The following is a 26,050-nucleotide window of genomic DNA, read 5'->3' as shown; positions in this document are numbered from 1 at the left end:
TCATGCAATTTAGTTACCTTTTTCAAGGCATCCATGTGCTTGAGAAGGGTTGCTTGTCCACAAACAAAACCGTAAACTCTCTCCAGTCGAGTGAGTCTATATGGTTCCTCGTCTTCTCTATTGGCGGTTATCTCCGGGGCTTCAAACTCTTCTTCATCTGCTTGAAAACTCAACATATCCTTAGTTCTCTTAGCCACCATTAAATTATGTATTTCAATCGGTAAGAAAAAGTAAGAAAGTACTAAAATCGGGTTTCCTGTTCCACCAAGACCCCAAAAATTCAAATTCTTACATTTGAAATTAAAAGATTACTACAATTTTTTGCCGATTGTAACATAGAAAACTTAATTACTCTGAAAGTGATCTCCTGTACTGAAGACCGCGTAAAGCCCCAAACCTCCATTTTGCGTGGACAATGCACTGAGTATTTAATCATGCTTATCAGTGACCGTGGCTGTAACCCTGATTCGGTCGTAAGAATATAAGTAATTATTATTTGCTGCGACGGGTAGGAGCTAACAGGGGCAAGGAATCCACGGTTGAATAAAGCTGGGGATATGCTCCACAAACTGGTCAGGAACATCAAAATAGACCAAGTTGGTGCTGGATGAAGTGATTTTTACACCAAGCTCATCCACTCTCTCCCAGGAATCTACCATGTCAGTTTGGGTGTCAGCACCATCACCAAAATGCTCTTTAAACACATGGCAGCGGAACTGAGTGGTGTAATATTTGGCGGCGCTATAAAAGTTTTTACGGTCTACTTTTTCTCTCTCTCCTGATGAATCTATGTACCCGTAATCCATTTTTAAAGCGGTAGTCTTGTCAAGTTTGAGGTTGGTTTTCAGGTAGGGAATACGCCCATTGATTTGCTTGACTAATCCATCAACTTCTAAAACACAACCAACCATAGTCCCGCTAAAACAGTACAGTCCAGTGTCAGCCCCAAACTTGCGTTTGAGCTGTCCGGGTGTCCATCCCTGATTGCTGGTTGATACCTGTTTTAAGCGAACTGTTCTGTTTAACAGCCATTCTTTAATAATTGCTCTTAGCCGAGAATCAGCCAGTTGGTAGGAAAGTCCAGTGTCACATACTACATCGTAGCCAGACCCTACGTATAACATGAGCTATCCATTCCCAAAATTCTCACCCTTGACGCATTCACCTTGATGTTGACCCCTGAGATCATCTTGGCACACTTGAATAATTTACCCTACCTTTCTCTTTCTCTGTTACTGACTTATATTTCTATAACTGGCTTGGTAAACCCCTAATTGCGCTGTGTCATAGTGATACAGCTTGTTGAAGTTTCGTTTCACTCTCAAGAGTCATTTCTGCCTTCTAAGGAAAGCTTGAGTTTCTTCACCTGGGAGCGTTCCTCTGATGTCAACAATCCCCACACTGCCGACTTAAATTCATCCGTCCAACCTGATAACAGTGCCTCAAGCATTTCCCAACTCTGCTCGGTGATGCACTCTTTTACCAATTCAGCATTGGCTGTGACATTAGCACTTGCGTCTGAAGAATGGAACGCAGGAACAGAACAGACTTGTAATGGTTGTGGTGTGGGAGTTTGGGGCGTTTCTACTTCAGTGCTGTTCCATTCTGTTCCACTGTCTGAAGAACTTTCTAGAAGTTGTGGAAGTGGATTTTCAACAGCATCATCAGATTTTGTGAAAGTTTGAGGGGGATTGATAGAACAAATAGAACACTCAGGCTCTATTGCTTGCTGGACAATGTTTTGAAGCTGTTCTATACTCTGTTCTATCCCTGTTCTATCCCCCGTTCCATCTTCTGTTTCTACCTTGAGCCAGGGATAAACCAGCTTGCCAGCAATACGTTTGCGATCTCCTTTGACCCAACTGTTAGCCCGGAGGATGGAGGCGACGCGATGCTGTTCTGGCCGACCTTGCTTGGCGAGGTCAATCTTTAAAACATCTGTAAGGATTTCTGAGATAGAAATTTCTTTGTGCAGGTTAGCCCAAGCCATGATAGTTGGTTCCCAAGGGTCAGTGCTTTGAAATTGTTTGTTGGCAGCATCAAGCCAAGAGTCTTCAGTATCAGTCAGATGCCATTGCTCACCATTTTTGTAGGCAGCCACCGCCGCCGCCCATAGTAAATTGCGTTCTTTCTTCAATTGCCGAATGTTGATTCGCTCAACTAGGACTTTGATTACCCAGTAGCGGCGCTCACCTGTTGGGTCATAAAGAAATTCATTTTGATTGGTGGAGCCGACCATAATTGATGGGCGTGGGAAATCCTCAATGTCTGTACCGTAGGGACGACGCATTGAGTCTTTACGCCGGGACAAGAATGCTTTGAGTTGTGAAACATCCTTTTTCTTATAGGCATTCTCAAACTCGGCATACTCCAGCAACCAGTACTGACTAATTTTGAGGATTTCATCTTTCTCTGTGCCGTTGATGTCGTCGGTAAAAAACTCCTCACCTGCTAGCACTTCCCAGAATGTTGACTTGAGTGCTTTTTGCTTACCTTGCAAGATAGTAATTTCATCGTGTTTACACCCCGGCTGGTATGCCCTGGCCACAGCTGCAATCAAAGTCCGTTTAAGAAGCGCGGCGTGTAATGGGTCATCTGTGCCAAAGTAACGTTCGGCCAGAGTATCCAGTAAATTCACATCGACGTTGGGGTAACGCTGGGCTACTGACTCTAAATACTCAACCACTGGAGAGTAAGAGTGTTCCTGAGCCAGTTTCAAAACAATGCCTTTAGCTTGTTCTTTACTGATGTCGATATCAACATCAATCGCCACTTTTAAATCAATGTGGTCAAGCGGTAGTCGTTGACCGTCAAGTTCTACTTGTTTTTTGAGAGTATTCCAGCGTAGGCGATCTGCCCACACAGCACGAATTGCATTCAATTTTTGCTTATACTTACTTTGGGCTGGTCGTTCCCTTGAAGCTTCTACTTCTAGGGATTTATTGAGCGCATCAACAACGACTCGTCTGTCCTCAATTGCCTGTAGGATGTCGTCAGGTGTTGCCCCATCTTGTACCCAGTCTTTAATATCCAGTCCGCCGTTTTTGGGTAGGTGTGTCCAGTAAAACTCATTGGGCGGAGCATATAGCCACTTAGCATCTGGGAAATCTTTATTAATATCTTCCATGTGCTTTAACCCAGGTTCGTCACGGTCGGGACAAAGAACTAGATTAGCACCTTCTAAATCCGCTTGGTAATTGCCGTAGACCCGATACTTCAGAGCGCCGCCGATTGTGGTAGTGGCTGGTATATCCATCTCCCAGAGAATATCGGCTATGCCTTCACCCTCAACGATAAATATGGTTCTACCAAGGGCGATTGCCTGTCTGACTTCGGCATAACGATAAATGGGAATAGAAGCTTTTACCGAATCAGTTAATCCCTTAACCCAGTTACGACCATCCCAATGTGACTGGAATATTCGCTTTTTCCCGTTGCCGTCATCAATGCGAGTTACCTTGACCAAGGGTTGTCCATTGCGGTCGTAGTAAACATACTCTTTCTTGCCTTGAGGACGTGGCGATTTTTGAGGTAGAGCAGGCGCGTAGTATGGCTTGCCGTTGCGATCTGTCTTAGATGTTTGCTCCCACCCAGAAGCGGGTTGGGCATCGCGGTTGCAGACTGTCAATTCTCCTATTGAGTAGCACCAGTCTGGTTTACCGCAGTGGGGACAGGGTGAATGCTTTGTTACCTCCATTGGTTTGGAGGCGAGATGCAAAGGCATGACTAAGCGATCAACGGTCTGAGATCCTTGAAATAGGGCTATCATTGGTAAATCCTTATGAGGTAAGTGATGTGGTTTTACCTCCCCTGAAGATTTACCAAGACTTTAATCAAATTTCTCGTTAAACCCGTTGTAGGAAGTTATCGGAACTGATAACATTAGGTTATAAAGAAATTTAAATACTTTAAAAGGGGTGTCTTCTAAGACTGTTAAACAACTTGTTGAAGCAAGTTGAGTCTAGGGGAGGCATTCTTTTCTTATGTATATCGGGTGACATGACACTTAGAAAAGATGGACTAAGGGTATAGTCTTATTACATAATAAATTATCTCATGCAAAAAAAAATAATAAATATCTCAGCTTTATAAAATAAAACAAAAAATCTTTTTTCCTTAACCTAAGACACAGTAAAGCTTTTACAAGTTTTCAACTACTATTAAAAACCAAACAAATACCTCACTATATATATTAATAGTATTAGTGTGACTAAAAATAATTCAATTTGTTGATGCTGCCTCAACTTGACCTTAATCTAAAATTTTGACTGACTTAATACCTTGGCTGCATTTTGTCACTAACAGCCATCTTTTAGCCTCTGGCTCTAGCGCGGGCATGATTCGGAAGTTGAAAACATCTGCCCAAGTTTCGACCCCGTGAGTGTTTGCAAAACTTACTTCAAGTTCCTTGAACCGTATCCAATCGCGATCGCTGATTGCGGTGAAAACGGGGATAAATGTACTTAGTGGCATTAGAGTTGCTGTTTCAGTCATCTTTGTAATCCTCAAAAATACAAACTATTGGTAACGGTTCATCTTCTGTATCAATTATTTCTACTAATCGTCTACCTGTTTTTTTAGCAATTCGCCTGCAATATTCCTCAGACGCGGCTACTTGCCAATCTCTTGTTTCCGTAACCGGGTCAAATTTTCCTTTGGAGCGTTTTATGTCGTCGGTCATGCGGCACCATCTTGCTTTGCAGGTTGTTCTATCCAAAGTGCGAGCGCTTGTTCGAGGGCCTCACTTTGGTTTACATCTCGTTCAGCACATGTTGCCTTGAATTTTCGATACAAGGGAACTGGCACATGACCGCTTAACTGCCTATAATCTTCGCTCCGTCGTCTATCAACCATCGAATCTACTGAGTTCATGTAAATCCATTCTCCTACACAATATCTAATTATTTTACTATTTCTATTTCGTGTTGACACAATGTCGTGTCATTGTTATATTGGCAGACATAAGGCAAAAACGCCAGCGAGAGACAAGATACACGTCTGTCTGGCATCTTCAGCCTGCGATTTATTTTGGGGAGAATTTATGCGAGTAACAATTAGGCAATCTTTACACCCACTTATCAGCAATAAAGCGCAGGAATTGGGCATTAATGACCATGCAGAGATAGTTAACTTTCTTTTACTCCAGTTTTTGCTTTCATTCGATGCTGGCACAGCAAGAGTCTAGCGGGAGCCAAGATACTCAGTAGTGTTTCACAGAAACGTTTCATGAAACTGTTTCAACGGTTGCATCAATGTTTCAGTCTGCGTACACCGTGAAACGCCACTTACACTCGCCGGAAACATGAAACATGAAACATGAAACGTTAGTTGATGACGACTACTTTTCCTTGTGACAGTGACGATAAAAAGTTGAGAGTAAAACGACATGTCAAGACCTCAAAAGCAACAAACACCCCTTAGCGCGAATGCACTCAACACAAACGAGCCTGAAACTATTTCAGAGAAAGCATCGATGCCATCAAAAAAAGTAATTCATTTGATGCTAGATGCTGGGCGCTCCAGTATTAAATATCAGGCTTTCGTTAATAACGAAACTGGCACAACATACTTCGACAAAGCTCAGCAACCACCAGTGATGAAGACTGAATCCTTGGTGTGTTGTGTGCCATCAGTACCCTTTGGAGAATTAGGGGCATTTAGCCTAAGCCGAGCCAAAGATGAAAATAACAAAGATGTTGTAGAGCATTGGGTTGTAGGCTCCTCAGCTAGATTGCAAGGTAAAGAGTACATAGCGATGAGTGATTCCGAGAATTACAAAGTAGATTACTTCCCCGTCCTTGCACTAGGCGCAATCGCATCTCTGCCAAATCTGCTTGAGTTATCTACAGGCACGAGCGACAAACGTAGAACCTTGCACATTCGTTTATCAACGCTCTCACTAGCTTCTCCATTGTCATTGAAGAAAGCCATTGAACAATGCAAGTGGATAGCGGTAGACGGTGTTAGATACCGTTTGTGTTTTTCAAAGCAAGGCTTTCTTGGATTTCCAGAGGGATATGGCGCGTCACTTTGGGCAAGCGAACGCTTTGACGATAAACAGTTCCATACTTTTGATATTGGATATGGTACAGCCACAATTAGCGAATACAGTAATCTCGGCAAGTTACCAAAACGCGTAACTTGTAGTCCGAATGGTGGCGGTGGTGTTGCCACATTGATTAAAGAATTCTCTCTTGCCCTCTCGCACACCGATTCTTCTAAAATGATTCGCCCCTCCCAACTGCGCGAGATTTTGGAAACTGCAACCGTTGGTGATGCTGGGATAAGTGCGATTGCACCCGATGGCGAAAACATTGGGGCTGAGTTGGAGAACGCTATTCATTCATGGATGAAAGATTCTCCCTTGGCTTATGCCCTAGATGACATATCAGTGAAAGCTAGACGTAGCAAGGTAGCTTTGTGTGGCGGTGCATTTGCGATCGCACCTGTGCAGATGTTGGTTAAGGAAAGATTACTCAAAGCAAGCATTCCTGAAAGTAATTTGTTGATTCCAGAAAATCCTGGAACTGTTGCTTTATCAGAGATGAAAAAACTTTATGAGTGGAGAAACGACCGATGTTAAACAAGCGGCTTAATTACAACGTTCCTCAAGACTTGACTCCAGCCATCAGAATGCTTGCAGAAATGGATGGCACAACCCCCGCTTACTGGCTGAGAAAAGCTTTAGAGAAAGTAGTAAATGAAAGGTTTTCTGTCAATAACAATCATCAAATCAACTTAAGTAATTTGGAGGCTTTGAGAGGTGAATAATATCAAGTTTCAGTCAGTTACCGCAGTTGTCATTGGTCTAATATCTGCTGTTGGTTTTGGCTATTACGGGAGCCAAAAATTAGGAGCGCTTACAACTGGAGTTATGGGGACTGGATTCTTGGGGGGAGGTGCGGTAATGCTTGTTTTTCAAAAATATAAGCCTCAAAAGAGCAAGTTCCACGTTCATAGAGGTGTGAGATGAATAGCAATGTTAGTACAGAAGAGATAGTAATCATTCTTGCTGGTGTTGAGCAAACTTTAAGGTTGATTCAAGCTACTCCCGAATATAGAAGACTGCAAGCATCAAAGTATTTCACTACATCAAATGACTTGGTTTTGAATGACGCCATCCAATCAATTTTTGAGGTATTAGATGGCATTGAACAAGTGCAAATCGGCTTAATTTTACCATCAGAATAGAGACTCGTTAAAAGTGACAGCAAAGCGGCTTAAACATTGCTGTCACCCAAGCATCAGGCATTAAATGAATACACAAATCAAGGATACCAAAATGGCACACCCAGTAGGTTTTTATTCTCTTTCTCATAACAACGCACTCATTAAAGATATGTGTGAGACATGGGGCGAAGGACTAGAGAAGATGAGCGAATCAGACACACTCTGGCTAATTGCAAGAATCGCACATGAAGCATGGTTAGAGTGTGATTCTTCTACCGCTCCTAGCAACGAAGCCGAGTCAGCATGGAAACGATTGCATGAGTTAAAGCAATGGGAAAAATTTGCACTGATTAGCGCAATGGCACAGTGAGATGTACAAGAAACAACTGTATTTAGCCTTGGCTGGTGTCTTAGTCTGTATGTTGCCTTTCTTCATCCCCTTGATTCCCAAGTTGGGGGCATACGCAGAAGCCGAGAGATTAAAAGCCACCGAAGGATTAGAGCGTAAACGCATAGAAGAACGGGCAAAAACCAGCGATGCCTTATATGAGGCGGGAGTCATGCCCACAACTCGAAAACTGAGAATCACGAATTATTTTGACAGCAGTAAACGCAATCCTAGACCAGACACAACCCTTTATCTTGATGATGAGATTGTTGATGTTTTTGATGCTTCTGGGCGTTGTATTGGGCGAATTGAAGAAGGAATTTGGAAGTGGAAGCACAAAGCCAAAGAGATTTGTAAAAGTGTTCAAAATATCAAGCCAGTGAGGAGAAAGTAATGGCGTTAGGTTCATCAAGTGCAGAAAGTAATAGTACTGGCAACAGCGATGGTAAACCTAAAGGTAAGAAGCGAACGCTTGGTGAAATCATCGATTTTTGTGCCAAGGCTGTTGTGATGATTGTTGGTTTACCTGTTAGGGCAGCCGCCGCTATAGTCAATCAGTTTGTTGCTAACGGTGGCGCGGGTCGTGCGTTGGTAGGCGGGATTTTATTTATCGGCGGTTCCATAATCAGTGCTGATTCAACTTGGCAATTAATCTTTACTGGGCCCCCAGTTTGCCCGTGGTTTGAACCGACTTGGAATTGGCTAAATGTGCCGTTTGCAGTATTTAACCCTTTGTTTTACCTGGCATTTATGGTTTCTGTAGGTGTGCAAGTAATCGAAGCCCATGCCCTACGCGGTAAAAACCCAGATTCAGCACGGCGGGAACTCCAAGACCACATGGTTTATGAGCTTGAAACCAAGCCTAGTGGCAAGATTGACCTTGTTGGTGAACTTTGGAAGGACTACAAGACCGCAGGCACACGCGATCGCTCTAGCGCAGGGCTGGTTGTGATTGCGGTTTGGGCGTTTGATATTGTCACCACCTTTGCAGCTCGTAACCCATTCGACTACACAGCCCCATTCTTGATTTTGGGCTGCATCTTATTTAACATCGGCACAATGATGGCAGGTGAAATTGGGTTTGCCATCTGGCGGTTGACCAAAGATTAAACTGATTGCCGCTCAACAACTCTTCAGTCGGGCGGCACTCACTACTCAACGAGGCATTTCTTTTATGCAAAGTAACAATATTCCTCAGATTACAACTAAAGAAACTGAACATTTGCGCGAGCAGTATCCTAGTCTCTCGCATTTAGAAGCCGGAAATATCGCTCAATGGCTGCAAGAGAGAAAAGACCAATTATTTGAAATGGCACGGGTATCTGAGAATGAAGCAGACATGACCCGTGTACTTGGTTTGTTGGCTGGGGGGATAGGAGCGGTTTGTTATGCGGTCAACCCTTTGGCTGTAGTTGGTGGTTTAATTGGCGGTGCTGCGTGGCTATGGTTTGTTGTCGAACACTCGAACCGCACTAAAGAAATTGCACCTTTACCCTTTGTACGTGGCAACTTTGTAGATGCGATCGCTCTTGCTGGTGACTATGATACTAGGAGCAATTATCAAGCGGATCATCTTGCCAATACCGTTAAATTCCTAGAACGACAATCAGCAGAAGAGTACGCCTTTCTTCTAGCTGAGTTTGAAAATATTGGGCAGTATTTAACCCAAGTTGAGCCAGGAAAACGTTTTTATGCTTATCGCTGGATGTTTGGCTGGTTTGGCAAGCTTAAGGGTCGTCAGCTACCCACTTATCAAAGTATGGCTCTCCATTTACAGGATGTGACGATTGACAGTCGGGTGAATCGGTTGGAGGTAAGTGCTATTGTACAGGCTCAAACCCAGTTACCACCGACCGTAGATATCAAGCAATTTCAATCACCACAGGTAGATATTAGGCACACTCGCCAAGCTTCTTCTCTTTCTAGACCTACAGAGTTACAGCCATCAGCTAATGGGCTTGCACCAGAGACTATAACTCATCTGACTTTGGCGAATAGAGCAAACGCACTCATCGCTGCTTTAACGAAAAGTGGTTTACTTATAGAAGACATGATGAGTTCTCAAGTAATTGCGATTGCAGGTACTCAGCGAGGTGGCAAGGGAACCTTAGCAGCAATCTTGGCAACATTATCAAAGGCGTTAGATGCAGGATTAAACACCCAATACTTTACAGCCGGGGTGGACGTTTACCCGTTTAGTTGCAACTTGACCTCTGCTCTTAAATACCCCGAAAAAGATGCGGACGGGGCAGATAAACTAGTCGCCCGTGACTTGCTTAAATTTCTTAAAGGGTTAGATGGAAGTGATCCTTACTCCCACAAAAACTTACTGTTAGTGATTGATGAGGCGATGCGGTTGCTGTCATTGTTAGAGGAGAGCGATCGCACTTGGGCGATCCAATATTTACTTTCTCGCTTCGCTAAGTCTGGCGGTACATTAATCATTGTGTTGCACGGCTCGAACCTAACTTCTGTGGTTGGCAAGGCGACAGCAGGACTAGCAGACACCTTTAAGCAATCAGTTAACTTCATTGGCTGTGTAGCTAAATCCGTTAGTGCTGGCGGATTGCGAAAGATTAATGTTGCAAGTGGGGAATATTTCAAAGCCAACCCTAATAACTTTGCTGAACCTGTTAGCGGTGGCAATCTGGGCATGATTCCTGACTGGTTGAAAACTTCATTGCACCCAGGCAATGGACAGCCAGATCCAGCTAGAACATTACTCAAATTTTTCCCCGAACTGGTGCAGCATCACGAGCCAGCAGTTATGCCCAGAGGGGAGAAAATTGCACCATCTGACGCAGTTAATAAACTGGAGTCTATTTTCTCAAAACCTACCCAAGAGGTTGAAATTGTAGAGGTACAAGAAGTCAGTATTTCTGAGGCGGATTTAGAGCAAATTTTAAACATTGTTACTTCAGCCGTTACAACACCAGTCAGCTTTGCAGCGATTAGAAATAGCCGAAAGTGGGGCGAAGATAAACCTAGTGTTCGGTATTTAAGGGGTGCGATTGCACAACTTATAGAATCCAAGCAATTGAACGGTAGTGAGAAGTTAGGCTTTACCGCTTTTTAATATTACTGCAATCTCAAAAAGCCGTTAAGAAAGCACTTATATGGGGTAAAAGTAGCGAAGAGCGAATTTGCCGCCACGCGACGGCTGAAAATCTTACCCAGATTAGGTTTCAGAAAAAAAATCTAGATTAAGCAGCATCAATTTGTAATCGCTCGTTCATATCCAGTCGAAAAGTGCCGTAAGGGTTAACATGTACCCAAATCAACGGTGATAATGCCCGGAAATCTTCTTTTCTCATCTGCTTCATCCAAGTGGCTTCTGCCAAAACCCTTTGAATCATCAGGGTATTGATGTAAACAAGGCTGATTTGCAGCAGGTGCAAGCACAAAACCGATAATTCTTGTTCATCTAGGCGGTTAGTAGCAATTTCACTGTTTTTGCCGTAAAAAATAAAACTATTAGCACTATTCCAGTTTTCCACCACATTCAGCCCTTCATTAATCTCACGCCGTAATGCTTCAGAGTTGAGGTAGTGACAGAGAAAGATAGTTTTAACCGCTCTACCTAGCTCAGAAAGTGCTTTTTGTGTCGGATGTTGAGGAGAAGAACGACTAAAACGTTTCAAAATCGTGTCTGCTTCCGCCGTTCCTAAACGTAAAGCAGTAGTATATTTAATCATCTGGTCATACTGCTGGCGAATCAGTTCCCAATCAATTGCTTTAGTCAGTACAAGTTGTAAATTAGGAAAATCTTGTTTTTGTCCAGCACTTGGTAGATATAACTTTTGGGAGCCAATGCGCTTGATCCGAGGCATCAACTCAAAGCCCAGTAAACGGCAGAAGCCAAAGGCAATTTCATTTTGACCGTGGGTGTCTACATAGTTTTTCTTTACTTTCATATCAGTGCAATGCCGTAGAAGACCCTCAATCATTGCTGCCACTTCCGAAGAAGAACAAGTCTTCAGTTGAGAGTAGATGCAGGCAGATTTTTTCTCAACGTGCCAATAGATCATCACTCCCCGACCTCCGTAGCGGATATGCCATTCTGTCATCAAATTTTGATCCCACGAGCCAAACTTTTTGGAATCACTAGCACACGCTGTTGTACCTTCTCCCCAAATTGCTACCTTACGAATATTGAAAGTAGCATTTACCACTTCTGCAATAGCATTACGCAAGTGTTCTCGGTGAATGTAGTGCTTTTTGACATAACGCAGATCATATTCTAAGTCACTGTTAATTCCTCCGCACATACGCTTGAGTCCGGTATTACTACCGAGTCCATACAAACACAACAACAATCGTCGTTGCAGGGTTTCTCGGTCTAGGTTAGAACGCACACCCGTATTCTTGAAATGATTAGTAAAACCAATCCGCAGGTCGGCTTCTTTCAACATATCCAGCAAACTGGTCAGGGGCCAGCGCCTTTCTATCTCACGTTTAAGTTGCAAGATATTGAGTGGTTCTGGCTGTGCTTCCAGAGGAGAGACGCTAATCCAGCCATTTTTCTTCTTTTGAATCTTGACTACCAAACTGTCGGTAATCTCCTGGTTGCGTTGCCAACAGAAAGCGGCAACCAATGTGTAGCGAATTTTCGCAGGATGACGACGCAGTTCGCGGGGTGTCTCTGCACTTGCCCGCCGACGGTAGTGAGTAATAATTTTGGGGGGAACGTTAGCAAACAGTTTGGTCGGTAGTCCCAAATCCCGGATACATTCAAGTTTGGAGACTTCTTTGAAGATACTCTTGAGACTGGTACGACCGGGGTCTGTTTTGAGAAAATTGAAGACTGACTGTTTAAATTGGCTCTGGTCATCATCTAGAGCATCTTGAGTATTGAGAAGGGCATCCATTTTGGTCAGCGTTCCCGATTCAATTTGCTTGAAGATGCCAGCACAGAATTCTTTTTCAGTAGTGACGACCGCAGACCGAATCAGCCGTTCTACCGCTTCGGGTATTGGTGGTTCTAACTTTAACTCCCGTAAACGTTGATACACTGCTGCTTCTAATGAGGAGGCTTGACGGTCGTATGCCAAAACAAATTCGCACAACCAAGCAATCAGTTGTGTTTTGTCTTGTGGATTGAATTCTCGAAAACCAAAGAATTCACGGATTTCAGCGCGATGACGTTCAATAGTGCGTCCATGAAACGAGTATTCACCATATTGTTTTGGCGATACGGTTGGCAGGCAACCGGGACAACGGGTGAAAGCAGATAAGTTAGGCCCCAAAGTTTTGCAGATGGTGCAATCCGGCTATTCCTACCGTAAAATTGCCGCCTCGCTTCATCTCTCGAAGACAACGGTCTTAGATATTGTCAAACGACATCGACTTGAGTCAAATGCAACTAAGGACAATCAGACAAATTTGATATCTAATCTTGAGCAAGCAACTATGGCTTCAAAAAAATCTACAAGCAATCAAACCGTTTACCAACTCAAAATCACCCTCAAGAACATTCGACCCCCTATTTGGAGAAGGATACAGGTATTAAGTTCGACAACGCTTCAACAGCTACATCTGATTGTGCAAGAGGTAATGGGCTGGGATAACTATCATATGCACCAATTTTCCATTGCAGGTATTGATTACGGTCAACCTGAACCAGAGTATGACTTTAATGTGCGTTCGGAAAAGACTGTCAAGCTAAATCAGGTGGTTAAGAGTGAGAAATTCAAATTTTCTTACACTTACGATTTTGGAGATAGCTGGGAACACGAAATTTTGGTAGAAAAAGAACTACCATCAACTCTTGATACAAACTACCCCATATGTATAACTGGGAAGCGTGCTTGTCCTCCTGAAGATTGTGGTGGTTCTTGGGGCTATGCAGAGTTACTGGAAATAATTACTTCACCGTCACATCCAGAATACGAAGAGAGGATGGAGTGGGTAGGTGAAGGCTTTAGTCCAGATACCTTCGACATTAATGAAGTTAATCAAAGGTTACAAGAATTCAAATAATTTACTGATATCTCCAATAACAGTTTTGGTAAGTAAATTAGCTTTTTTTCTGAAATGCCTTCGAGGTATGCTTTTCAGCCATTGCGTGGCGGCAAATTCTCTCTTCGCTACTTTTACCCCTATATCAAAGACATCAACTCCAGACATCAAGACAGCAGTATTGCTTAGGTTTAGTCCAACTATCCCTAACCAATACTGCTTATATTAGTAAATTAATTGGTATTAACTACCGGATTACCTTGCACGTCTTTTTTGATTGGGGTCAGTTCCCAGATATCGTTCAACCCTCTGTAACTTGGTATTAGTAAAACCAGTACGCTCCCAAATAGCTTGTAGATAATTATTGAAATCATCCGAGATTTTTACCGGAATAAATTGATTTAGTAGAAAAAAAAGTGACAAACCAAATAATGTAGTAAGCAATCCCATCATTCCATATTTACTTATGGGTTCAGAGCGATAAACCTCTTGATCTATGGTGATGGGTTTCGTCGGGTTGTTCTTCAACTCCTGAATAACCGTAGTCAATTTCTGCGTGTGACTCAACAGTTGGTTCCCGTTCTGTTTTAACTGCAATACTTCGTTCTTCAGCCCTTTTAACTCTAAGCTCTCTAATGTCGCCGAGGACTTGGGCATACTCTGCAACTGCATCAGCAAGGGAGTTAATTCTTGCTTCAAATCGACGTTGTTCTGCTCTAACTCTTTCCAAGAGAGATTCTGATTCTTCAGTTCGCCCGTCAGCATCTCGATTGTCACCATCGCTTTGCTCAGGAGTTGATTCTGAATAAGATTCGTCTGTGCCCATGCCTGTAACTCCGCCCTATCTCTCTCACGTTCAGTTTTTTGTGATTGCTTAAAACTTTCAAATTCTTTATACAATCTGCCAAGCGCCGTCTTCACCTCCCCCAGTTCACTGCTCTCTACTGAATTAGCAGTTGAGTCAGGGCTATCGTTGTGATGACCGTTGCTATTACTGTTGCTGTTCATTAGTTTTCTTTTTACCCTGGCGAGAAGTAGATGCAGTTGCTTTTAGCTGTTTTGACGTTGAAGTCTTAGGGACTTCCAGAAAATAAAATATACAGTTAATGAAAATGATAATCATTGTGATGGGGGAGGAAAAGGCTGCCGTCAGCAGCCTTTTCCTCCCCATTTTGTAGTAAATTCGATGATGATTGAATTTGTGGGTGGAAAGAGGTGTCTATAGAATTAACAGATTCACTGAAGAAGTTATTGAAAGAAACCGCACAGCAATTAAAAGGAGCAGCGAAGCGTAAATTTATAGCACAAACAGTTATGGCATTAGGACACGGAGGGCAGTCTAAAGCAGAGAGAGAGCTGGGATGGAATCGTGTAACTATTGGTAAAGGAGTTAAAGAATTAAATAGTGGTATCATTTGTGTGGATAATTATCGAGGTAGAGGACGTTATAAATCAGAAGCCAAACTGCCAAATCTTTTAGAAGATATAAAAAAATTGGTCGATTCTCAAAGTCAAATAGACCCTACTTTTAAAAGCCAAAGACTATATACACGCCTTTCTGCTGCGGAAGTGAGGCATCAATTAATTAAGAAATTTGCTTATGCAGATGAAGAATTACCAACTTCAGAAACAATTCGTGTCAAGTTAAATGATTTAGGGTATCGCCTCAAAAGAGTTGCCAAAATTCAACCTCAAAAAAAATTCCCGAAACTGATGCAATCTTTGAGCAATTAGCTATAGTTCACCAAGAAACTTCAGAAGATCCAAGCGTTTTACGGTTAAGTTTGGATGCCAAAGCTCGTGTCAATATTGGCTCCTTTGATCGTGGTGGTAGAAATCGAGTACCAACGGAAACTGATGACCATGACTTCAAACCAAAAACAACTGTGGCTCCTTATGGCATCTTCCTTCCAGAGCTTGACGAACTATTTTTATATTTCACAGAATCCAAAGTAACTAGCGATTTTATCGTTGACATTTTAGGGGATTTTTGGAAATCAGAAAGCTGGCGATTTTCGGAAATAAAAACTTTACTTATTAATCAAGATAATGGAGGAGAGAATAGTTCTCGACGTACTCAGTTTATGAAACGTATAGTTGAATTTGCTCAATCATACAAATTAAATATACGTTTAGCTTACTATCCTCCCTATCACAGTAAATATAATCCCATTGAAAGAACTTGGGCTGCCTTGGAAAATCATTGGAATGGCAGCATTTTAGATGAAGTTGAAACTGCACTAAATTTTGCTAAAACTATGACGTGGAATGGGAAAAATCCAGTTGTTAAGTTAGTTACTCAAACTTACTCTAGCGGAGTCCGTCTAACTAAAACAGCCATGCAAGACATTGAAAATAAGATTGAACGTTTGACTAATTTTACCGAAGATAATTTACCAAATTTAGGTAAGTGGTTTATCGATATCTGTTGTGGAGTAACGTAATTTTCTATCATGTTAAAAGCGCCAAAATAATCGATGTCAATTCTGTTCACTGCATTTAAGAACTATCTTTGTGCAGACATTTGTCTTGCATATTTATTGGGGGAGAGAGGGGTTGCCGTCAGCAACCCCTCTCTCCCCCTAAAAATGATTATCATTTTTATTGGGTGTATATTTTATTCTCTGGAAGTCCCTTAGACGATTCAACAGCTGGTTTTACCGATGGTTGCTGCAATCCCAAATAAACCCCAGCTTTTGAAAGCTCTGGTTTAGCCTGATCTAAAAACCCACTCACTAGCAGGTAATCTCCAAAGGGGAATCCATTATCTTCAGTGGCAGCTGAGTAAGGCAGACCTTTTTCTGTCAACGTGTCAAAGGTTGAGTAGTCTAACTCTGGCATCTCTATTTCTATACCTTTTAGGTCAGCAATAGCTCCCGACGTTTTACTGTTCTCCCAGCGCTGAAAACCTAAACCCTTATCCCAACATAAATTTTTCACTACGACATAATCAGCTTGAGCGCCACAGAATTCAGCCATAGTTTTTAAGCTAGTTATCACCGAATAACCAAGGTTTAATACAGTCACCAGCGTTACCCGATAACCTAAATCGCCAGCAATCTTGAATAGTCCAAACTTACTGATAATCTCCCTAGTTTTATTGCTTGATGCTCCTGGCATATCTACTATTACTGAGTCTGGTGATTCGGCTTTAATTTCCGTAAAGAAGCGTTTCGCCTCTGCCACCTCCAGGAAGTTTAACAGTCTTACCCCTGAGCCAAAATTTTGATAATACTCATACAGTTCTGGATTCTCTGTATCTGCGTCATAAGCTAGATAATTAATGACCTTTGAATGCATTACATCCAATAGCAAGCGAGTAAATGCAGTCTTACCTGTACCACCCTTGCCTCCCAGTATCATCACGATGCGTTTCATAGTTCACTCCTATCAGTGATGTTGAATTGGGCAGAAGCTTTAGCTGTTGGTTTCTTTCGTCTCGAAGTTGTCGATGGGGACGGTAAGGATAGTTCACTACTTGAAGCTGGTGAACTATCCGGCTCTACTGGTGGAACCGAGTCATTAGTTTCGATTGATGAGTCGGCTGATTCTGGCTCGGAGTCGGAATTAACGGATTCATCAATTGCTGAAGAATCTGAAGAATTACTTTCTTTATTGTCAGTTGTTGAAGCTTTTTTATGAAAACCCTTCAGACCACTGGCCGCCAGTTCTACCCCATGACCTTTAAACACATCAGAAACATCTTCATAGGAGTAGCCAGCATCTAACATATCTTGAATAGGTTTAGCTAAACTTTTAACTAAATCTGACAAGCTAATAGTCTTAGGAGTCGCCGCTTTCTGTTTGAGACTGGTTTGAATATCTTCTATTTTTGATAAAGGAACAGCTTTCGGTTTACGGGGCATACTCACCAGTAGTAATAAATCACTCCATTGTAAAAAAGTCGTGGTAACAAAAAGTTTAAGTTTTTTATCTTGATGTGACTTTCTATCAACAAAATTAGGCTGCTAGTCCAGTGAGGTAGACTAGTTTAAAAAAGTGGTGATGGCGTGAATCTACACTTTGATATCAAAGAGTGTAGGCAGCATTGTTGAATAGACCTTGCCCTCGGTTATACCGAGGTTGTTGCACAGAGTCAATCGTGGGTCGCTAAAGTCTCGTACTCCCCCAGTCTCCCGTTGCGCCTCCTGGTTCTGGTTTCCCTGTGTCCTCGCGTGGGGGCATAGGCAAGCAATACGCCGTAACGCACTACGTGCTACTTTACCCTCTGGGTAAAGCGGCGTGGTTGCTTGTTGGGGGTGTCCCCCAAACCCCCGAAAAACCGTTCTTTTCAAGGGGTTAATAAGTCAAGAGAGTTCCGGGTTATTCGCCTACCTGCTTGGTGCTTCGCACCATCGCAGCTACAGCGAATAACCCGGTGAAAAATGAAGAAGCAGATAAATAAACGCTTAACTAGTTATGCAGCCAGACCCTCGTACCAATCTCAGTAATCAATTAGCTGACACATTAACCAATCGGTCAGTAGCACCAGATGAAAAGCGAGAAGTAACCATCACCTTTAGGGCTAGCTATGCCGAGAAAACGAGGCTAGAGCAACGGTGCAGTGGAGTGGTACAAAGCGATTATATTAGAGCGAGATTATTTGATTATCCTTTACCACATCCTAAGTTAGTCATTCCCGAAGTTAACCGACAGGCTATTTATGAATTAAAGAAGATTGGCAACAACCTGAATCAACAAACTAGAGCCATTAACGAAGCTGTAAAAATTGGTAGCCAACCGTTGACTAACGAGGTCAAATCATATCTGAAAACTCTTGAAGAACTGACAGCACTTTTAGAGCAGACTCGCCAATCACTCACTCAAGTATCGGTAGAAGAGCAGGGCAATGATTACCAAAGTCAAGGCTAACAAATCATTTCGTGGCACTACTAAATATGTGCTTGATAAAGAGAAAGCCAAAATCATTGGCGGGAATATGTACGGTCAAAGCACCAATGAACTGGTAGAGCAGTTTACCTTATCAGCCCACCTTAACCCCCAACTAAAAGACCCATGCTATCACTTAATGCTTAGTATACCGAAAAATGATAGAACGCTAAATGATGACGAATTAGCTAATCTATCCCAACGTCACTTGGCATCGGTCATTGTACTATCGCGGCTTCAGGGTGATGAAGCTCAAGTTAAACAGCCTGATAAAAGGATAGCTGACACCAAACTGAACCAGCTAGTTGATGAATTTATAGAATCAGAATTACCAGCTTATGACTTCTTTATAGCGCGGCACTCAGACAAAGAACACGACCACACCCACATCGTTGCATCCAGAGTCAATAATCTAGATGGTAAGTCTATTCGCACTTGGAATAATTACGCCCATTCGGAACACTCAGCCCGACTGCTAGAGCGAGAATTTCAGCTTACCCCAGTCCAAAGTAGTTGGGAGAGTAAGCAAAAGGCTATGACTCGGAATCAACTGGAACGAGTTGAACGCGATGGACTTCCAGGCGAAGAAATAATACGCCGAGCGATTGAGCAAGTGGCAGTAAATAAACCCACAATGCCCCAGCTAATTGAGCAGTTATGGAGAGAGCATCAAGTCAAAGCCGTTGTAAGTTATTACAGCCACGGTGGAGCAAGGGGTATTAAGTTTGGCATTGATATCGGCTCTGTTAATGAAGATGGTAGCCCCCGCTTGCTCTGGAAACAGGGAGGTAATCTCAATAAGTATAAGTGTTCATTTACAAAGCTTCAGACAGAATTGGGGATAAACTACGACCCTAAACGTGACGATAGCGAAATTAAACGTTTAAATAATTTCTTAGAATCTGTAGATAATAACCAAGTTAATCAAAAAGTAATATCAACCATATTACCTAAAAAAGCTCAAGCTATAGCCGAAAGTAAACACCAGCTAAACCCAGATAAATCAGATGTAAAACAACAAGCTACTTCAGAGATCATAAATACAATCTCTGACTTTATCGAACAGTCACTAGTTGAGTCAACTTTGATTGAAACATTGCCACAGTTAGCAGAACAACTGTCTGAATATCAGCAGAATTTATCAGCCGGAAGAACCACATACGGCGAACTATTAGCGGCGATTGCTGAAAGGGAACAACTCTTATCACAAAGAACTGTGGATGCAATTGCTGACTTTATTGAACAGTCAGTAGTTGATGATGCCTTAAGTGAAACGTTACCACAATTAACAGAACAACTCTCTCAATATCACCAGCAGCTAGCTAATAATAAAACCACACTAGACGAGCTAAAATCGGCGATTGCTGATGTGGAGCAACGGCTTATATCACAAAGAGCAGTGGATGCAATTGCTAATTTTATTGAGCAGTCAGCAGTTGATGATGCCTTAAGTGAAACGTTACCACAATTAGCAGAACAACTCTCTCAATATAACCAGCAATTATCAGCAGGTAGAACCGCATCCGACAAGCTATCATCGGCAATTACTCAAGAGTTACAATCCCATACAGAGAAGAAAGCTATCTTATCAATCTCTGATTATATTGAGCAATCAACTGTCGAGTCAGCCTTAACTGAAGCAGTATTAGAATTAACGCAACAACTTTCTCAATACAAAAAGGAACTCATTACAGCTAAAGCTACATTTAATGACCTGGATGCAGTGCTTGCGACTGAGTTGCAATCATATCTAGAGAAACGAGCTATTTCATCAATTTCTGATTACATTGAGCAATCAACTGTTGAATCAGCATTAACTGAAGCAGTATTAGAATTAACGCAACAACTTTCTCAAAATCAGCAGCAGCTATCAGTCGGAAGAACCATATTCGACGACCTGGAAGCAGCGATTGTTTATTTGGATCAACTGCATAGATCGCAAAAACCAGTGGATGCAATTGCTCTTAATCAAACTCCAACTATAACCACAGATGAACCAAAGTTAAAAGATAATATTTCAGCCGAGTTATATGAGTATTACAGCGCCGACTTGCAAAACTTATTAGTGACTGACCGAGATAAAGAAATTGCTATACGGGCGCTATTAGATAATAAACCACCCCAAGATGTTGAAGAAATTATCTTTGCCAGTCCAGCCGGATGGACACAAGATGAAGCTAAGTATTTGGTACTTATCGCTAGCAATCAACTGGCAACTCAAAAGTCAGAACCAGAACAGTCACTCACAGAAAAGCAGCGTCAAGAGTCGGAATTCTTAGCTGTAGCAGTACCTATTGCTGTTGAATTAATCAACTGGCAGTTAAGAGAAACTGGCTCAAATAGCCTTAGATTCAAACGCGCCACTCTAGAGAAGCAGGGTAGAGAATTGGTATTTACCCATGATGAACGAGGTGAGATTTTCCGGGTGTCTGTCAACCGAAACCAGTCAGGTGAGCTTGAGTATTCACCGATTAATATGGGGTCAATAGAAACAGAAGATATAATTTTTTGGCAAGAAGCAGAGCGCGTATTGCAAGAAATAAGAGAAGAACGGCAACAAGAAAGAAGACAAAATAAAGGAATCTCTCTCTAGGCGATGGCGCAACTCAAAACCTAGAAATCTCAATCCTTGCGGTGTCTGTCACTGCCATAAATCCACTCGTTGAGCCAACCAGATTGTTGACATAATGCGTTGGCCCTAGTGTTCTAGGTATTAGTTATAATAAACGCAAAATATAGGAGTAAGTATTTACTTCTACTTTCTCTAATATAAGGAATACAAAATGAACTTACCTAAGTTATCAGCATTTCAACTTGTTAAAGCAATCAATCATGGAAGTGGAATATCCGATTTTCGGATGGCTAATAAACTTTATCCTCTTTTACAGGAAGCAAAAAAGAACCCTAACCAATCAATTGGCAGTGATAATTTTTCTAAAAACCAAAAAGAATGTATAGAAATACTGAGGAAGCTCATTCAAGCACAAAATATACTTACTCAACAAGAATGTGTAGAAAGGCTTGAAAAGCTTATGCAACTAGAAGATATGCTTACTCAAGAAGAATGTATAGAAAGGCTTAAAAAGCTTATGCAACAAGATTTGTTAACTTTAGAAGAAGAGAAGCGACAACTTCGAGAAAAATATTTATCAGAGTATTTAACTAAATTTGGGTTATAGCCGAAAGGAAAAAAGTCTAAACTTTAAAACATAAACTTTCAATACTTATTTAAATTTTTTGGCTTTTCCTACTGACCATGCCACCTCTCCCCCCTTCCTTTGTCCTGCCCTGGTAAACACAAAACCAGCGTCTTCAAACTTTGAACCGTACCTACAAACTGTAGAAGAAGACAATTTTAGTAAAGTCGCCAGTTCACGAGTGCTGAGTAGCCAACCATTTTTATAAGCTTCTTCCAATGCCCTCAAATGGGCAACTGGGTCAGAAGCCAATACTGGAAGCTGACGGACAATGGCGGGAATCAGCCGTGTCACTAACCCTTCAATCACTTGCGAAAGTTGGCCGAACTGACTGGCGGTTAGTCCGGCGACTGTTAACTGACCGTCAGACTGACTGGCAGACTCTATGCCCGAATCAAAATTCTCCGACTGACCGCCTCCATGACTTGCGTATTGGTCAGCAAAGTCCGCCATGCTGCCACCCGCTTTCATGTGGGCATCTAACTGGTCAAGCAACTCTAACTGCTCTCCACTGACATAAGACTTATTGCCGATTTTGGTTGGCTTGATGCCTAACCGATTGATGCGATCGTAGATAACAGATTTAACAATCCCATATTTATCGGGAAGCTGGGCGACTGGTACTCGGTCTAGTTTGGTCATAGTCGGCGGTCTGACTGGCAGACAGTTTGTGTAACAGCATACACCTTGGTACTGGGAATTAGCAACTGTATCTACCAGCATCAGCCGTCAGAGCGTTCGCGCTTTTGCAGGTCAATCTGGGACTGAATGCTCTACACTCGGCGCTTTTCGTGTGATGTCGTGAAACTACATATTTGCCGACATCTTTCCCCACAGGTAGCATCACCAGGGTGGACGCTACCCCCAACAACTGCTATAGTCCAAGCCAAACCTGCTGCTTTAGATTTAATGAGGTTAATTGAAAATGACATCTCCATAGTTATCCCCCCCCTTGAAGATTTTGAAGGTAGGACATAAGGAAAATCTGCAATGATTAATGAGGAGCATTATGCTCGGTTGAAGGAAAGTGTACAAGGTTGGAATGAGTGGAGAGTTAAAAATCCAGAAATAATTCCTGACCTCCGCGAGGCTAACCTTAGCGAAGCTAACCTTAGTGGGGCTAATCTCAGCAGAGCCGACCTTACGGATGCTTATTTTTATCGGGCTGACCTCCGCGAGGCTAACCTTAGTGGGGCTAATCTCAGCAGAGCCGACCTTACGGATGCTTATTTTTATCGGGCTAACCTTAGCGAAGCTAACCTTAACGAAGCTTATCTAGTAGGTGTTGACCTCAGTGGAGCTAATCGCAGCAATACTTACCTCAAAGAAGCTGATGATCATAGCCTTGTCCTCAGTGGGGCTAACCTCAATGGAGCGAACCTCAGTAACGCTTTCTTTTTCAATGCAAACCTTAGCTATGCTGACCTCAGTGGAGCTAACCTCAGTTATGCTTTCCTTTTCGATGCAAACCTTAGCCGTACTCACCTGAATCAAGCTAACCTCAGTTATGCTAATTTTGACAATGCAAACCTTAGCTATGCTGACCTCAGTGGAGCTAACCTTAGCCATGCTGACCTAATTAGAACTCAAGCACTAGGGGCAAATTTTACCTCTGCAATTTTTACAGGTGCTTGTTTGGAAGACTGGAATTATAACTATGGTACAAAGCTAAATAACATAGATTGCCAGTATGTCTATTTAAAAAGTGACAAACAAGAACGTCGTCCAAGTAGCGGAGAGTTTGCACCTGGGGAGTTTACCAAGCTATTCCAGAAAGCTTTAGAAACAGTTGACTTAATCTTTCGCAATGGGGTTGACTGGGAAGCCTTTGCTTACTCTTTTAGAAAGACCCAAGTTGAAAACGAAAGCTCTGATTTAGCCATCCAGAATATTGAAATCAAAGGCGATGGCATGGTTGTCGTTGGAGTGAAAGTTTCTTCAAGCGCAGATAAGGCAAAGTTTCACAGTGATTTTGTACAGGGCTATGAGTTTGCCCATAAAGTTCTATCCGAGAGATACAAGGCTGAAATTAGCAGCAAAGATGCCCAAATAGTACATTACGGTGAACAAGTTCAAAGACAGGGAGAATATATTAATAACTTATTTTACTTACTTAATCAACAACAAACAGTGCAAAAAGCTATGGCAGAAAATCCTGGGAAAATTTCTAATAATAACTTTTATAATCCCCAGTTTGGTGGGGGTTTTGTAGATGCTCAGACAGTTAATGCACAACAGATAGATGGAAACATCACTAACTACGCACCAGATATGAGACAAAATCTGGCTGAGGCAGGAGCAGAAATTCAACAACTTCTCAATCAACTAGCTCAAACTAATCCAACAACTGACGCAGTTACAGAAGCGATTCATCAAGAAATTAAACGTAATCCAACACTAAAAGCCAGATTGATATCTGCACTAAAAGCAGGAGTACTGGAAGGATTAAAGACATTTGTTAACCATCCACTTTTCAATATTCCGGCTGAAACAATAAAAGGGTTCCTAGAAGCCGAATAAGTGATACTTTGTGTTTTACCTATGGGGACGGAGAAGCTTTTTTGTCTTGTCATTTGGTATTCACTTTAGTTCGTTGTTGTGATTAAGCCTCTATTTACAATTCATCTAGCTGTTTTCGTAAAGAGTCTAATTCCACATGAACTACGTGATTGTGTTGATGCTTAGGGCTTTTGTTGTTAGTTATCCCGGATGACATCGGGAGTTCTAATTCAACCAATACATTTTCTGTATTTCTAACCAATTCTATTTCAGCTAATTGTTTTTCTATTTGATTAATAATTTGGCTAGTTTCTTTCTGTTGTTCAATTAGTTTAATCTTTATTGAACATAATTCTTGTTCCATATTATCCAATCGTTTTTCTAAATTTAGTGTAGAAGAATTCAACTGCTCATAATACAGATTATCTCCAGACGTTTCACTGGCTTCAAAACATTTTTTTAGCTTCACATATTTTTGCTTCAATTTGTTAATCTCATCAGTTTGGTTTCGACCATATTTCATTTCTATAAATTTGTGAGATGCAATAGCTTCAAGAAAAATGTTTCGTAGTTCTCCTAGAATATCTTTAGGCATATAAAATTATGAATGTAAGATTTATAGATAATCGTGTAACAACTTTGTCAAAGTTACAATACCCGATTAAGTACAGTATTAACAGTTACATTAGTGGTGTGGCTAGAGAAATATCACATAATTTTGCTAATAAACTTATTTACAACCGTGGGTGAGATGTCGTTTAAAAGTCATTACTTGTCAGAACTTTGATTCTCATGAGTTAAATTCTGATAAGTAACTTGGGAACTGAAAAAATTTAAGTTATAGAGAAATTACAAATCACCCCAATCAAAATTCAGGAAGCGTCGGGCGTTCAGCTTTGTATATTTTTCAGTGTGTTTGATATCACGGTGTCCCAGGAAGTCTTGGATTTCCCTGGTGTTATAACCCTGATTCACCAGATAGTAACCGCAAGCATGGCGCATCATGTGACAGTGAACTTTGATATCAAGCCCAGCCTGCGCCGCCAGTCGCCCAAGCAGCTTTCGCACCGCATCAGTAGACATCACCTCACCGCGCTCAGAAACGAAAATGTATTTACTATCAGGCAACATCTCTCTGAGTTCCTTGAGCAAAACTAATTCATCGTCTCTCAAGGGATGCACCCCAGAGTCACTGCCCTTTTCCCTGGTGATGAAAATCTGCCGTTCGGCCCACATCAGTGCATCCCAGCGCAACCCACATTTAGCCCCTACAGCTTCCCCCACCCGCAAGCCGTGGCGAAACATGAGCAGCATCAGTGTATAATCACGGTGAGAATAACGAGCTTTGCGCTCAAGTGCGGCATCGAGGAGAGATCGTACCTCACTTGGTGTAAGGTATTCTCTAGACCTGTAATGCTTGTTAGGTAGACGAATTGGGGGTGGCGGCCTCATTTACTCGTAAGGGTAGTGTCCGGTTTACGCGACATATTATGGACAGTCTACACCCCCAAGATCCCCATTATTTCGTTGAGAGTCGCGCCACTCAAGAGTTATTGCGAATAGTTATCAATTAATAAATATCTCCATCTTGGCTCAATGCCAAATTAGGGATATTGTCGCCACTGCTGCCAAAAAAGCTGGCATCCAACTGCAATCGCCTATCTTTTCGCTACTTATGTCTAGTCAATTGAACCACCATCAAATTCGTGCAAAACAACTTCACTCAAATCACCCACATGGCTAGCCCAAGCACGCTGCCAAAATTCTTTTTCTTCCTCGGTGGGCTTGGCTCTCCAACTAACGGTTAATACTCCTTTGTGATCATGCAATTTAGTTACCTTTTTCAAGGCATCCATGTGCTTGAGAAGGGTTGCTTGTCCACAAACAAAACCGTAAACTCTCTCCAGTCGAGTGAGTCTATATGGTTCCTCGTCTTCTCTATTGGCGG

General features: G+C 42.0%; 30 protein-coding genes and 1 pseudogene. 15 read left to right on the top strand and 16 right to left on the bottom strand.

Features of this window, described 5'->3' with window-relative positions; all coding sequences use genetic code 11:
- The 6 genes from IQ246_RS18135 to IQ246_RS18110 form a co-directional block, all read right to left on the bottom strand.
- A partial coding sequence (locus IQ246_RS18135; protein WP_208492204.1) for a hypothetical protein occupies nucleotides 1-284 on the bottom strand: 284 nt, incomplete at its 3' end.
- A 231-nt stretch (nucleotides 285-515) separates the two neighbouring features.
- Nucleotides 516-1,124, bottom strand: coding sequence for a hypothetical protein (locus IQ246_RS18130; protein ID WP_194004736.1), 609 nt, complete (start codon nucleotides 1,122-1,124; stop codon nucleotides 516-518).
- Between the two features lie 197 nt (nucleotides 1,125-1,321).
- Nucleotides 1,322-3,769 (bottom strand): VapE domain-containing protein, encoded by a 2,448-nt coding sequence (locus IQ246_RS18125; protein ID WP_244142076.1) that lies wholly within the window; start codon nucleotides 3,767-3,769, stop codon nucleotides 1,322-1,324.
- A 482-nt stretch (nucleotides 3,770-4,251) separates the two neighbouring features.
- Nucleotides 4,252-4,494, bottom strand: coding sequence for a hypothetical protein (locus tag IQ246_RS18120; RefSeq protein WP_194004735.1), 243 nt, complete (start codon nucleotides 4,492-4,494; stop codon nucleotides 4,252-4,254).
- Nucleotides 4,487-4,681 carry a hypothetical protein gene (locus tag IQ246_RS18115; protein WP_194004734.1) on the bottom strand — a complete coding sequence of 65 codons (195 nt, stop codon included), beginning with the start codon at nucleotides 4,679-4,681 and terminating at the stop codon, nucleotides 4,487-4,489. The genes IQ246_RS18120 and IQ246_RS18115 overlap by 8 nt, the downstream gene beginning before the upstream one ends.
- Nucleotides 4,678-4,872 carry a ribbon-helix-helix protein, CopG family gene (locus IQ246_RS18110; protein ID WP_104902418.1) on the bottom strand — a complete coding sequence of 65 codons (195 nt, stop codon included), beginning with the start codon at nucleotides 4,870-4,872 and terminating at the stop codon, nucleotides 4,678-4,680. The genes IQ246_RS18115 and IQ246_RS18110 overlap by 4 nt, the downstream gene beginning before the upstream one ends.
- Before the next feature lie 169 nt (nucleotides 4,873-5,041).
- On the opposite strand from IQ246_RS18110, the gene IQ246_RS18105 reads away from it, so the two are divergent.
- From IQ246_RS18105 to IQ246_RS18065, 9 genes are all read left to right on the top strand, one after another.
- Nucleotides 5,042-5,185, top strand: a complete 144-nt coding sequence (locus tag IQ246_RS18105) for a hypothetical protein (RefSeq protein WP_194004733.1) — start codon at nucleotides 5,042-5,044, stop codon at nucleotides 5,183-5,185.
- 201 nt (nucleotides 5,186-5,386) lie between these two features.
- The gene (locus tag IQ246_RS18100; RefSeq protein WP_194004732.1) at nucleotides 5,387-6,583 is read left to right on the top strand and encodes a hypothetical protein; all 1,197 of its coding nucleotides are present in this window, start codon (nucleotides 5,387-5,389) and stop codon (nucleotides 6,581-6,583) included.
- Entirely contained in the window at nucleotides 6,577-6,771 is a 195-nt protein-coding gene (locus IQ246_RS18095) for a hypothetical protein (protein ID WP_194004731.1), read from the top strand. The genes IQ246_RS18100 and IQ246_RS18095 overlap by 7 nt, the downstream gene beginning before the upstream one ends.
- The gene (locus IQ246_RS18090; protein ID WP_194004730.1) at nucleotides 6,764-6,973 is read left to right on the top strand and encodes a hypothetical protein; all 210 of its coding nucleotides are present in this window, start codon (nucleotides 6,764-6,766) and stop codon (nucleotides 6,971-6,973) included. The genes IQ246_RS18095 and IQ246_RS18090 overlap by 8 nt, the downstream gene beginning before the upstream one ends.
- Nucleotides 6,970-7,191: a hypothetical protein gene (locus IQ246_RS18085; RefSeq protein ID WP_194004729.1), complete on the top strand. Its 222-nt coding sequence runs from the start codon at nucleotides 6,970-6,972 to the stop codon at nucleotides 7,189-7,191. The genes IQ246_RS18090 and IQ246_RS18085 overlap by 4 nt, the downstream gene beginning before the upstream one ends.
- Before the next feature lie 64 nt (nucleotides 7,192-7,255).
- Entirely contained in the window at nucleotides 7,256-7,540 is a 285-nt protein-coding gene (locus tag IQ246_RS18080; protein WP_194004728.1) for a hypothetical protein, read from the top strand.
- Nucleotide 7,541: 1 nt separating this feature from the next.
- Nucleotides 7,542-7,952, top strand: coding sequence for a hypothetical protein (locus tag IQ246_RS18075; RefSeq protein WP_194004727.1), 411 nt, complete (start codon nucleotides 7,542-7,544; stop codon nucleotides 7,950-7,952).
- Nucleotides 7,952-8,668, top strand: a complete 717-nt coding sequence (locus IQ246_RS18070; RefSeq protein ID WP_194004726.1) for a hypothetical protein — start codon at nucleotides 7,952-7,954, stop codon at nucleotides 8,666-8,668. The genes IQ246_RS18075 and IQ246_RS18070 overlap by 1 nt, the downstream gene beginning before the upstream one ends.
- Nucleotides 8,669-8,732: 64 nt before the next feature.
- The gene (locus tag IQ246_RS18065; protein WP_194004725.1) at nucleotides 8,733-10,634 is read left to right on the top strand and encodes a hypothetical protein; all 1,902 of its coding nucleotides are present in this window, start codon (nucleotides 8,733-8,735) and stop codon (nucleotides 10,632-10,634) included.
- A 127-nt stretch (nucleotides 10,635-10,761) separates the two neighbouring features.
- Here IQ246_RS18065 and IQ246_RS18060 read toward each other — a convergent pair.
- A pseudogene (locus IQ246_RS18060) lies at nucleotides 10,762-12,753 on the bottom strand (Tn3 family transposase); the annotation flags it as partial.
- A 25-nt stretch (nucleotides 12,754-12,778) separates the two neighbouring features.
- Here IQ246_RS18060 and IQ246_RS30470 point away from each other — a divergent pair.
- Nucleotides 12,779-13,537 (top strand): hypothetical protein, encoded by a 759-nt coding sequence (locus IQ246_RS30470; protein WP_339379127.1) that lies wholly within the window; start codon nucleotides 12,779-12,781, stop codon nucleotides 13,535-13,537.
- A 234-nt stretch (nucleotides 13,538-13,771) separates the two neighbouring features.
- Here IQ246_RS30470 and IQ246_RS18050 read toward each other — a convergent pair whose 3' ends face one another.
- Nucleotides 13,772-14,524, bottom strand: a complete 753-nt coding sequence (locus IQ246_RS18050) for a hypothetical protein (RefSeq protein WP_194004724.1) — start codon at nucleotides 14,522-14,524, stop codon at nucleotides 13,772-13,774.
- Between the two features lie 213 nt (nucleotides 14,525-14,737).
- Here IQ246_RS18050 and IQ246_RS18045 point away from each other — a divergent pair.
- Nucleotides 14,738-15,960 (top strand): ISAzo13 family transposase gene (locus IQ246_RS18045; RefSeq protein WP_194004737.1). Its coding sequence is split into 2 segments (ribosomal slippage): nucleotides 14,738-15,218 and nucleotides 15,218-15,960, totalling 1,224 coding nucleotides; the frame shifts between segments, so codons are not numbered across the junction.
- Nucleotides 15,961-16,117: 157 nt separating this feature from the next.
- Here the strand turns inward: IQ246_RS18045 and IQ246_RS18040 are convergent.
- The 3 genes from IQ246_RS18040 to IQ246_RS18030 all read right to left on the bottom strand — a co-directional run bounded on the left by IQ246_RS18040 (nucleotide 16,118) and on the right by IQ246_RS18030 (nucleotide 17,811).
- The gene (locus tag IQ246_RS18040) at nucleotides 16,118-16,894 is read right to left on the bottom strand and encodes a hypothetical protein (RefSeq protein ID WP_194004723.1); all 777 of its coding nucleotides are present in this window, start codon (nucleotides 16,892-16,894) and stop codon (nucleotides 16,118-16,120) included.
- On the bottom strand, nucleotides 16,891-17,382 hold the full coding sequence (locus tag IQ246_RS18035) for a hypothetical protein (protein WP_194004722.1): 492 nt from the start codon (nucleotides 17,380-17,382) through the stop codon (nucleotides 16,891-16,893). The genes IQ246_RS18040 and IQ246_RS18035 overlap by 4 nt, the downstream gene beginning before the upstream one ends.
- Nucleotides 17,383-17,532: 150 nt before the next feature.
- Entirely contained in the window at nucleotides 17,533-17,811 is a 279-nt protein-coding gene (locus IQ246_RS18030) for a hypothetical protein (RefSeq protein ID WP_194004721.1), read from the bottom strand.
- A 124-nt stretch (nucleotides 17,812-17,935) separates the two neighbouring features.
- Between IQ246_RS18030 and mobC the strand changes: the two genes are divergently transcribed.
- The 3 genes from mobC (at nucleotide 17,936) to IQ246_RS18015 (ending at nucleotide 21,585) form a co-directional block, all read left to right on the top strand.
- Complete coding sequence (mobC, locus tag IQ246_RS18025) at nucleotides 17,936-18,388, top strand: plasmid mobilization relaxosome protein MobC (protein ID WP_194004720.1); 453 nt, start codon at nucleotides 17,936-17,938, stop codon at nucleotides 18,386-18,388.
- Complete coding sequence (locus tag IQ246_RS18020) at nucleotides 18,366-20,999, top strand: relaxase/mobilization nuclease domain-containing protein (RefSeq protein ID WP_194004719.1); 2,634 nt, start codon at nucleotides 18,366-18,368, stop codon at nucleotides 20,997-20,999. Before mobC ends, IQ246_RS18020 begins: the two co-directional genes overlap by 23 nt.
- A gap of 190 nt (nucleotides 21,000-21,189) precedes the next feature.
- On the top strand, nucleotides 21,190-21,585 hold the full coding sequence (locus IQ246_RS18015; RefSeq protein WP_194004718.1) for a hypothetical protein: 396 nt from the start codon (nucleotides 21,190-21,192) through the stop codon (nucleotides 21,583-21,585).
- A 45-nt stretch (nucleotides 21,586-21,630) separates the two neighbouring features.
- Here IQ246_RS18015 and IQ246_RS18010 read toward each other — a convergent pair whose 3' ends face one another.
- Both IQ246_RS18010 and IQ246_RS18005 read right to left on the bottom strand, forming a co-directional pair.
- Nucleotides 21,631-22,245 (bottom strand): MarR family transcriptional regulator, encoded by a 615-nt coding sequence (locus tag IQ246_RS18010; protein WP_244142075.1) that lies wholly within the window; start codon nucleotides 22,243-22,245, stop codon nucleotides 21,631-21,633.
- Nucleotides 22,246-22,376: 131 nt separating this feature from the next.
- Nucleotides 22,377-22,535: a hypothetical protein gene (locus IQ246_RS18005; RefSeq protein WP_194004716.1), complete on the bottom strand. Its 159-nt coding sequence runs from the start codon at nucleotides 22,533-22,535 to the stop codon at nucleotides 22,377-22,379.
- A gap of 58 nt (nucleotides 22,536-22,593) precedes the next feature.
- On the opposite strand from IQ246_RS18005, the gene IQ246_RS18000 reads away from it, so the two are divergent.
- The gene (locus IQ246_RS18000) at nucleotides 22,594-24,123 is read left to right on the top strand and encodes a pentapeptide repeat-containing protein (protein ID WP_194004715.1); all 1,530 of its coding nucleotides are present in this window, start codon (nucleotides 22,594-22,596) and stop codon (nucleotides 24,121-24,123) included.
- A 94-nt stretch (nucleotides 24,124-24,217) separates the two neighbouring features.
- On the opposite strand, the gene IQ246_RS17995 is transcribed toward IQ246_RS18000, so the two are convergent.
- The 3 genes from IQ246_RS17995 to IQ246_RS17985 form a co-directional block, all read right to left on the bottom strand.
- A complete protein-coding gene (locus IQ246_RS17995; protein ID WP_104902435.1) occupies nucleotides 24,218-24,697 on the bottom strand; it encodes a hypothetical protein in 480 nt (159 codons plus the stop codon).
- Between the two features lie 254 nt (nucleotides 24,698-24,951).
- A complete protein-coding gene (locus IQ246_RS17990; protein WP_194004714.1) occupies nucleotides 24,952-25,554 on the bottom strand; it encodes a tyrosine-type recombinase/integrase in 603 nt (200 codons plus the stop codon).
- 227 nt (nucleotides 25,555-25,781) lie between these two features.
- Nucleotides 25,782-26,050 (bottom strand): hypothetical protein (locus tag IQ246_RS17985; RefSeq protein ID WP_194004713.1); only part of this gene is annotated, 269 nt, incomplete at its 5' end.

The sequence above is a fragment of the aff. Roholtiella sp. LEGE 12411 genome (assembly GCF_015206995.1).
In the GTDB taxonomy this organism is placed as follows: Bacteria; Cyanobacteriota; Cyanobacteriia; order Cyanobacteriales; family Nostocaceae; genus Komarekiella.
The sequence above is the reverse complement of the archived record's forward strand: the minus strand, read 5'-3'. Positions and strand labels throughout refer to the sequence as shown.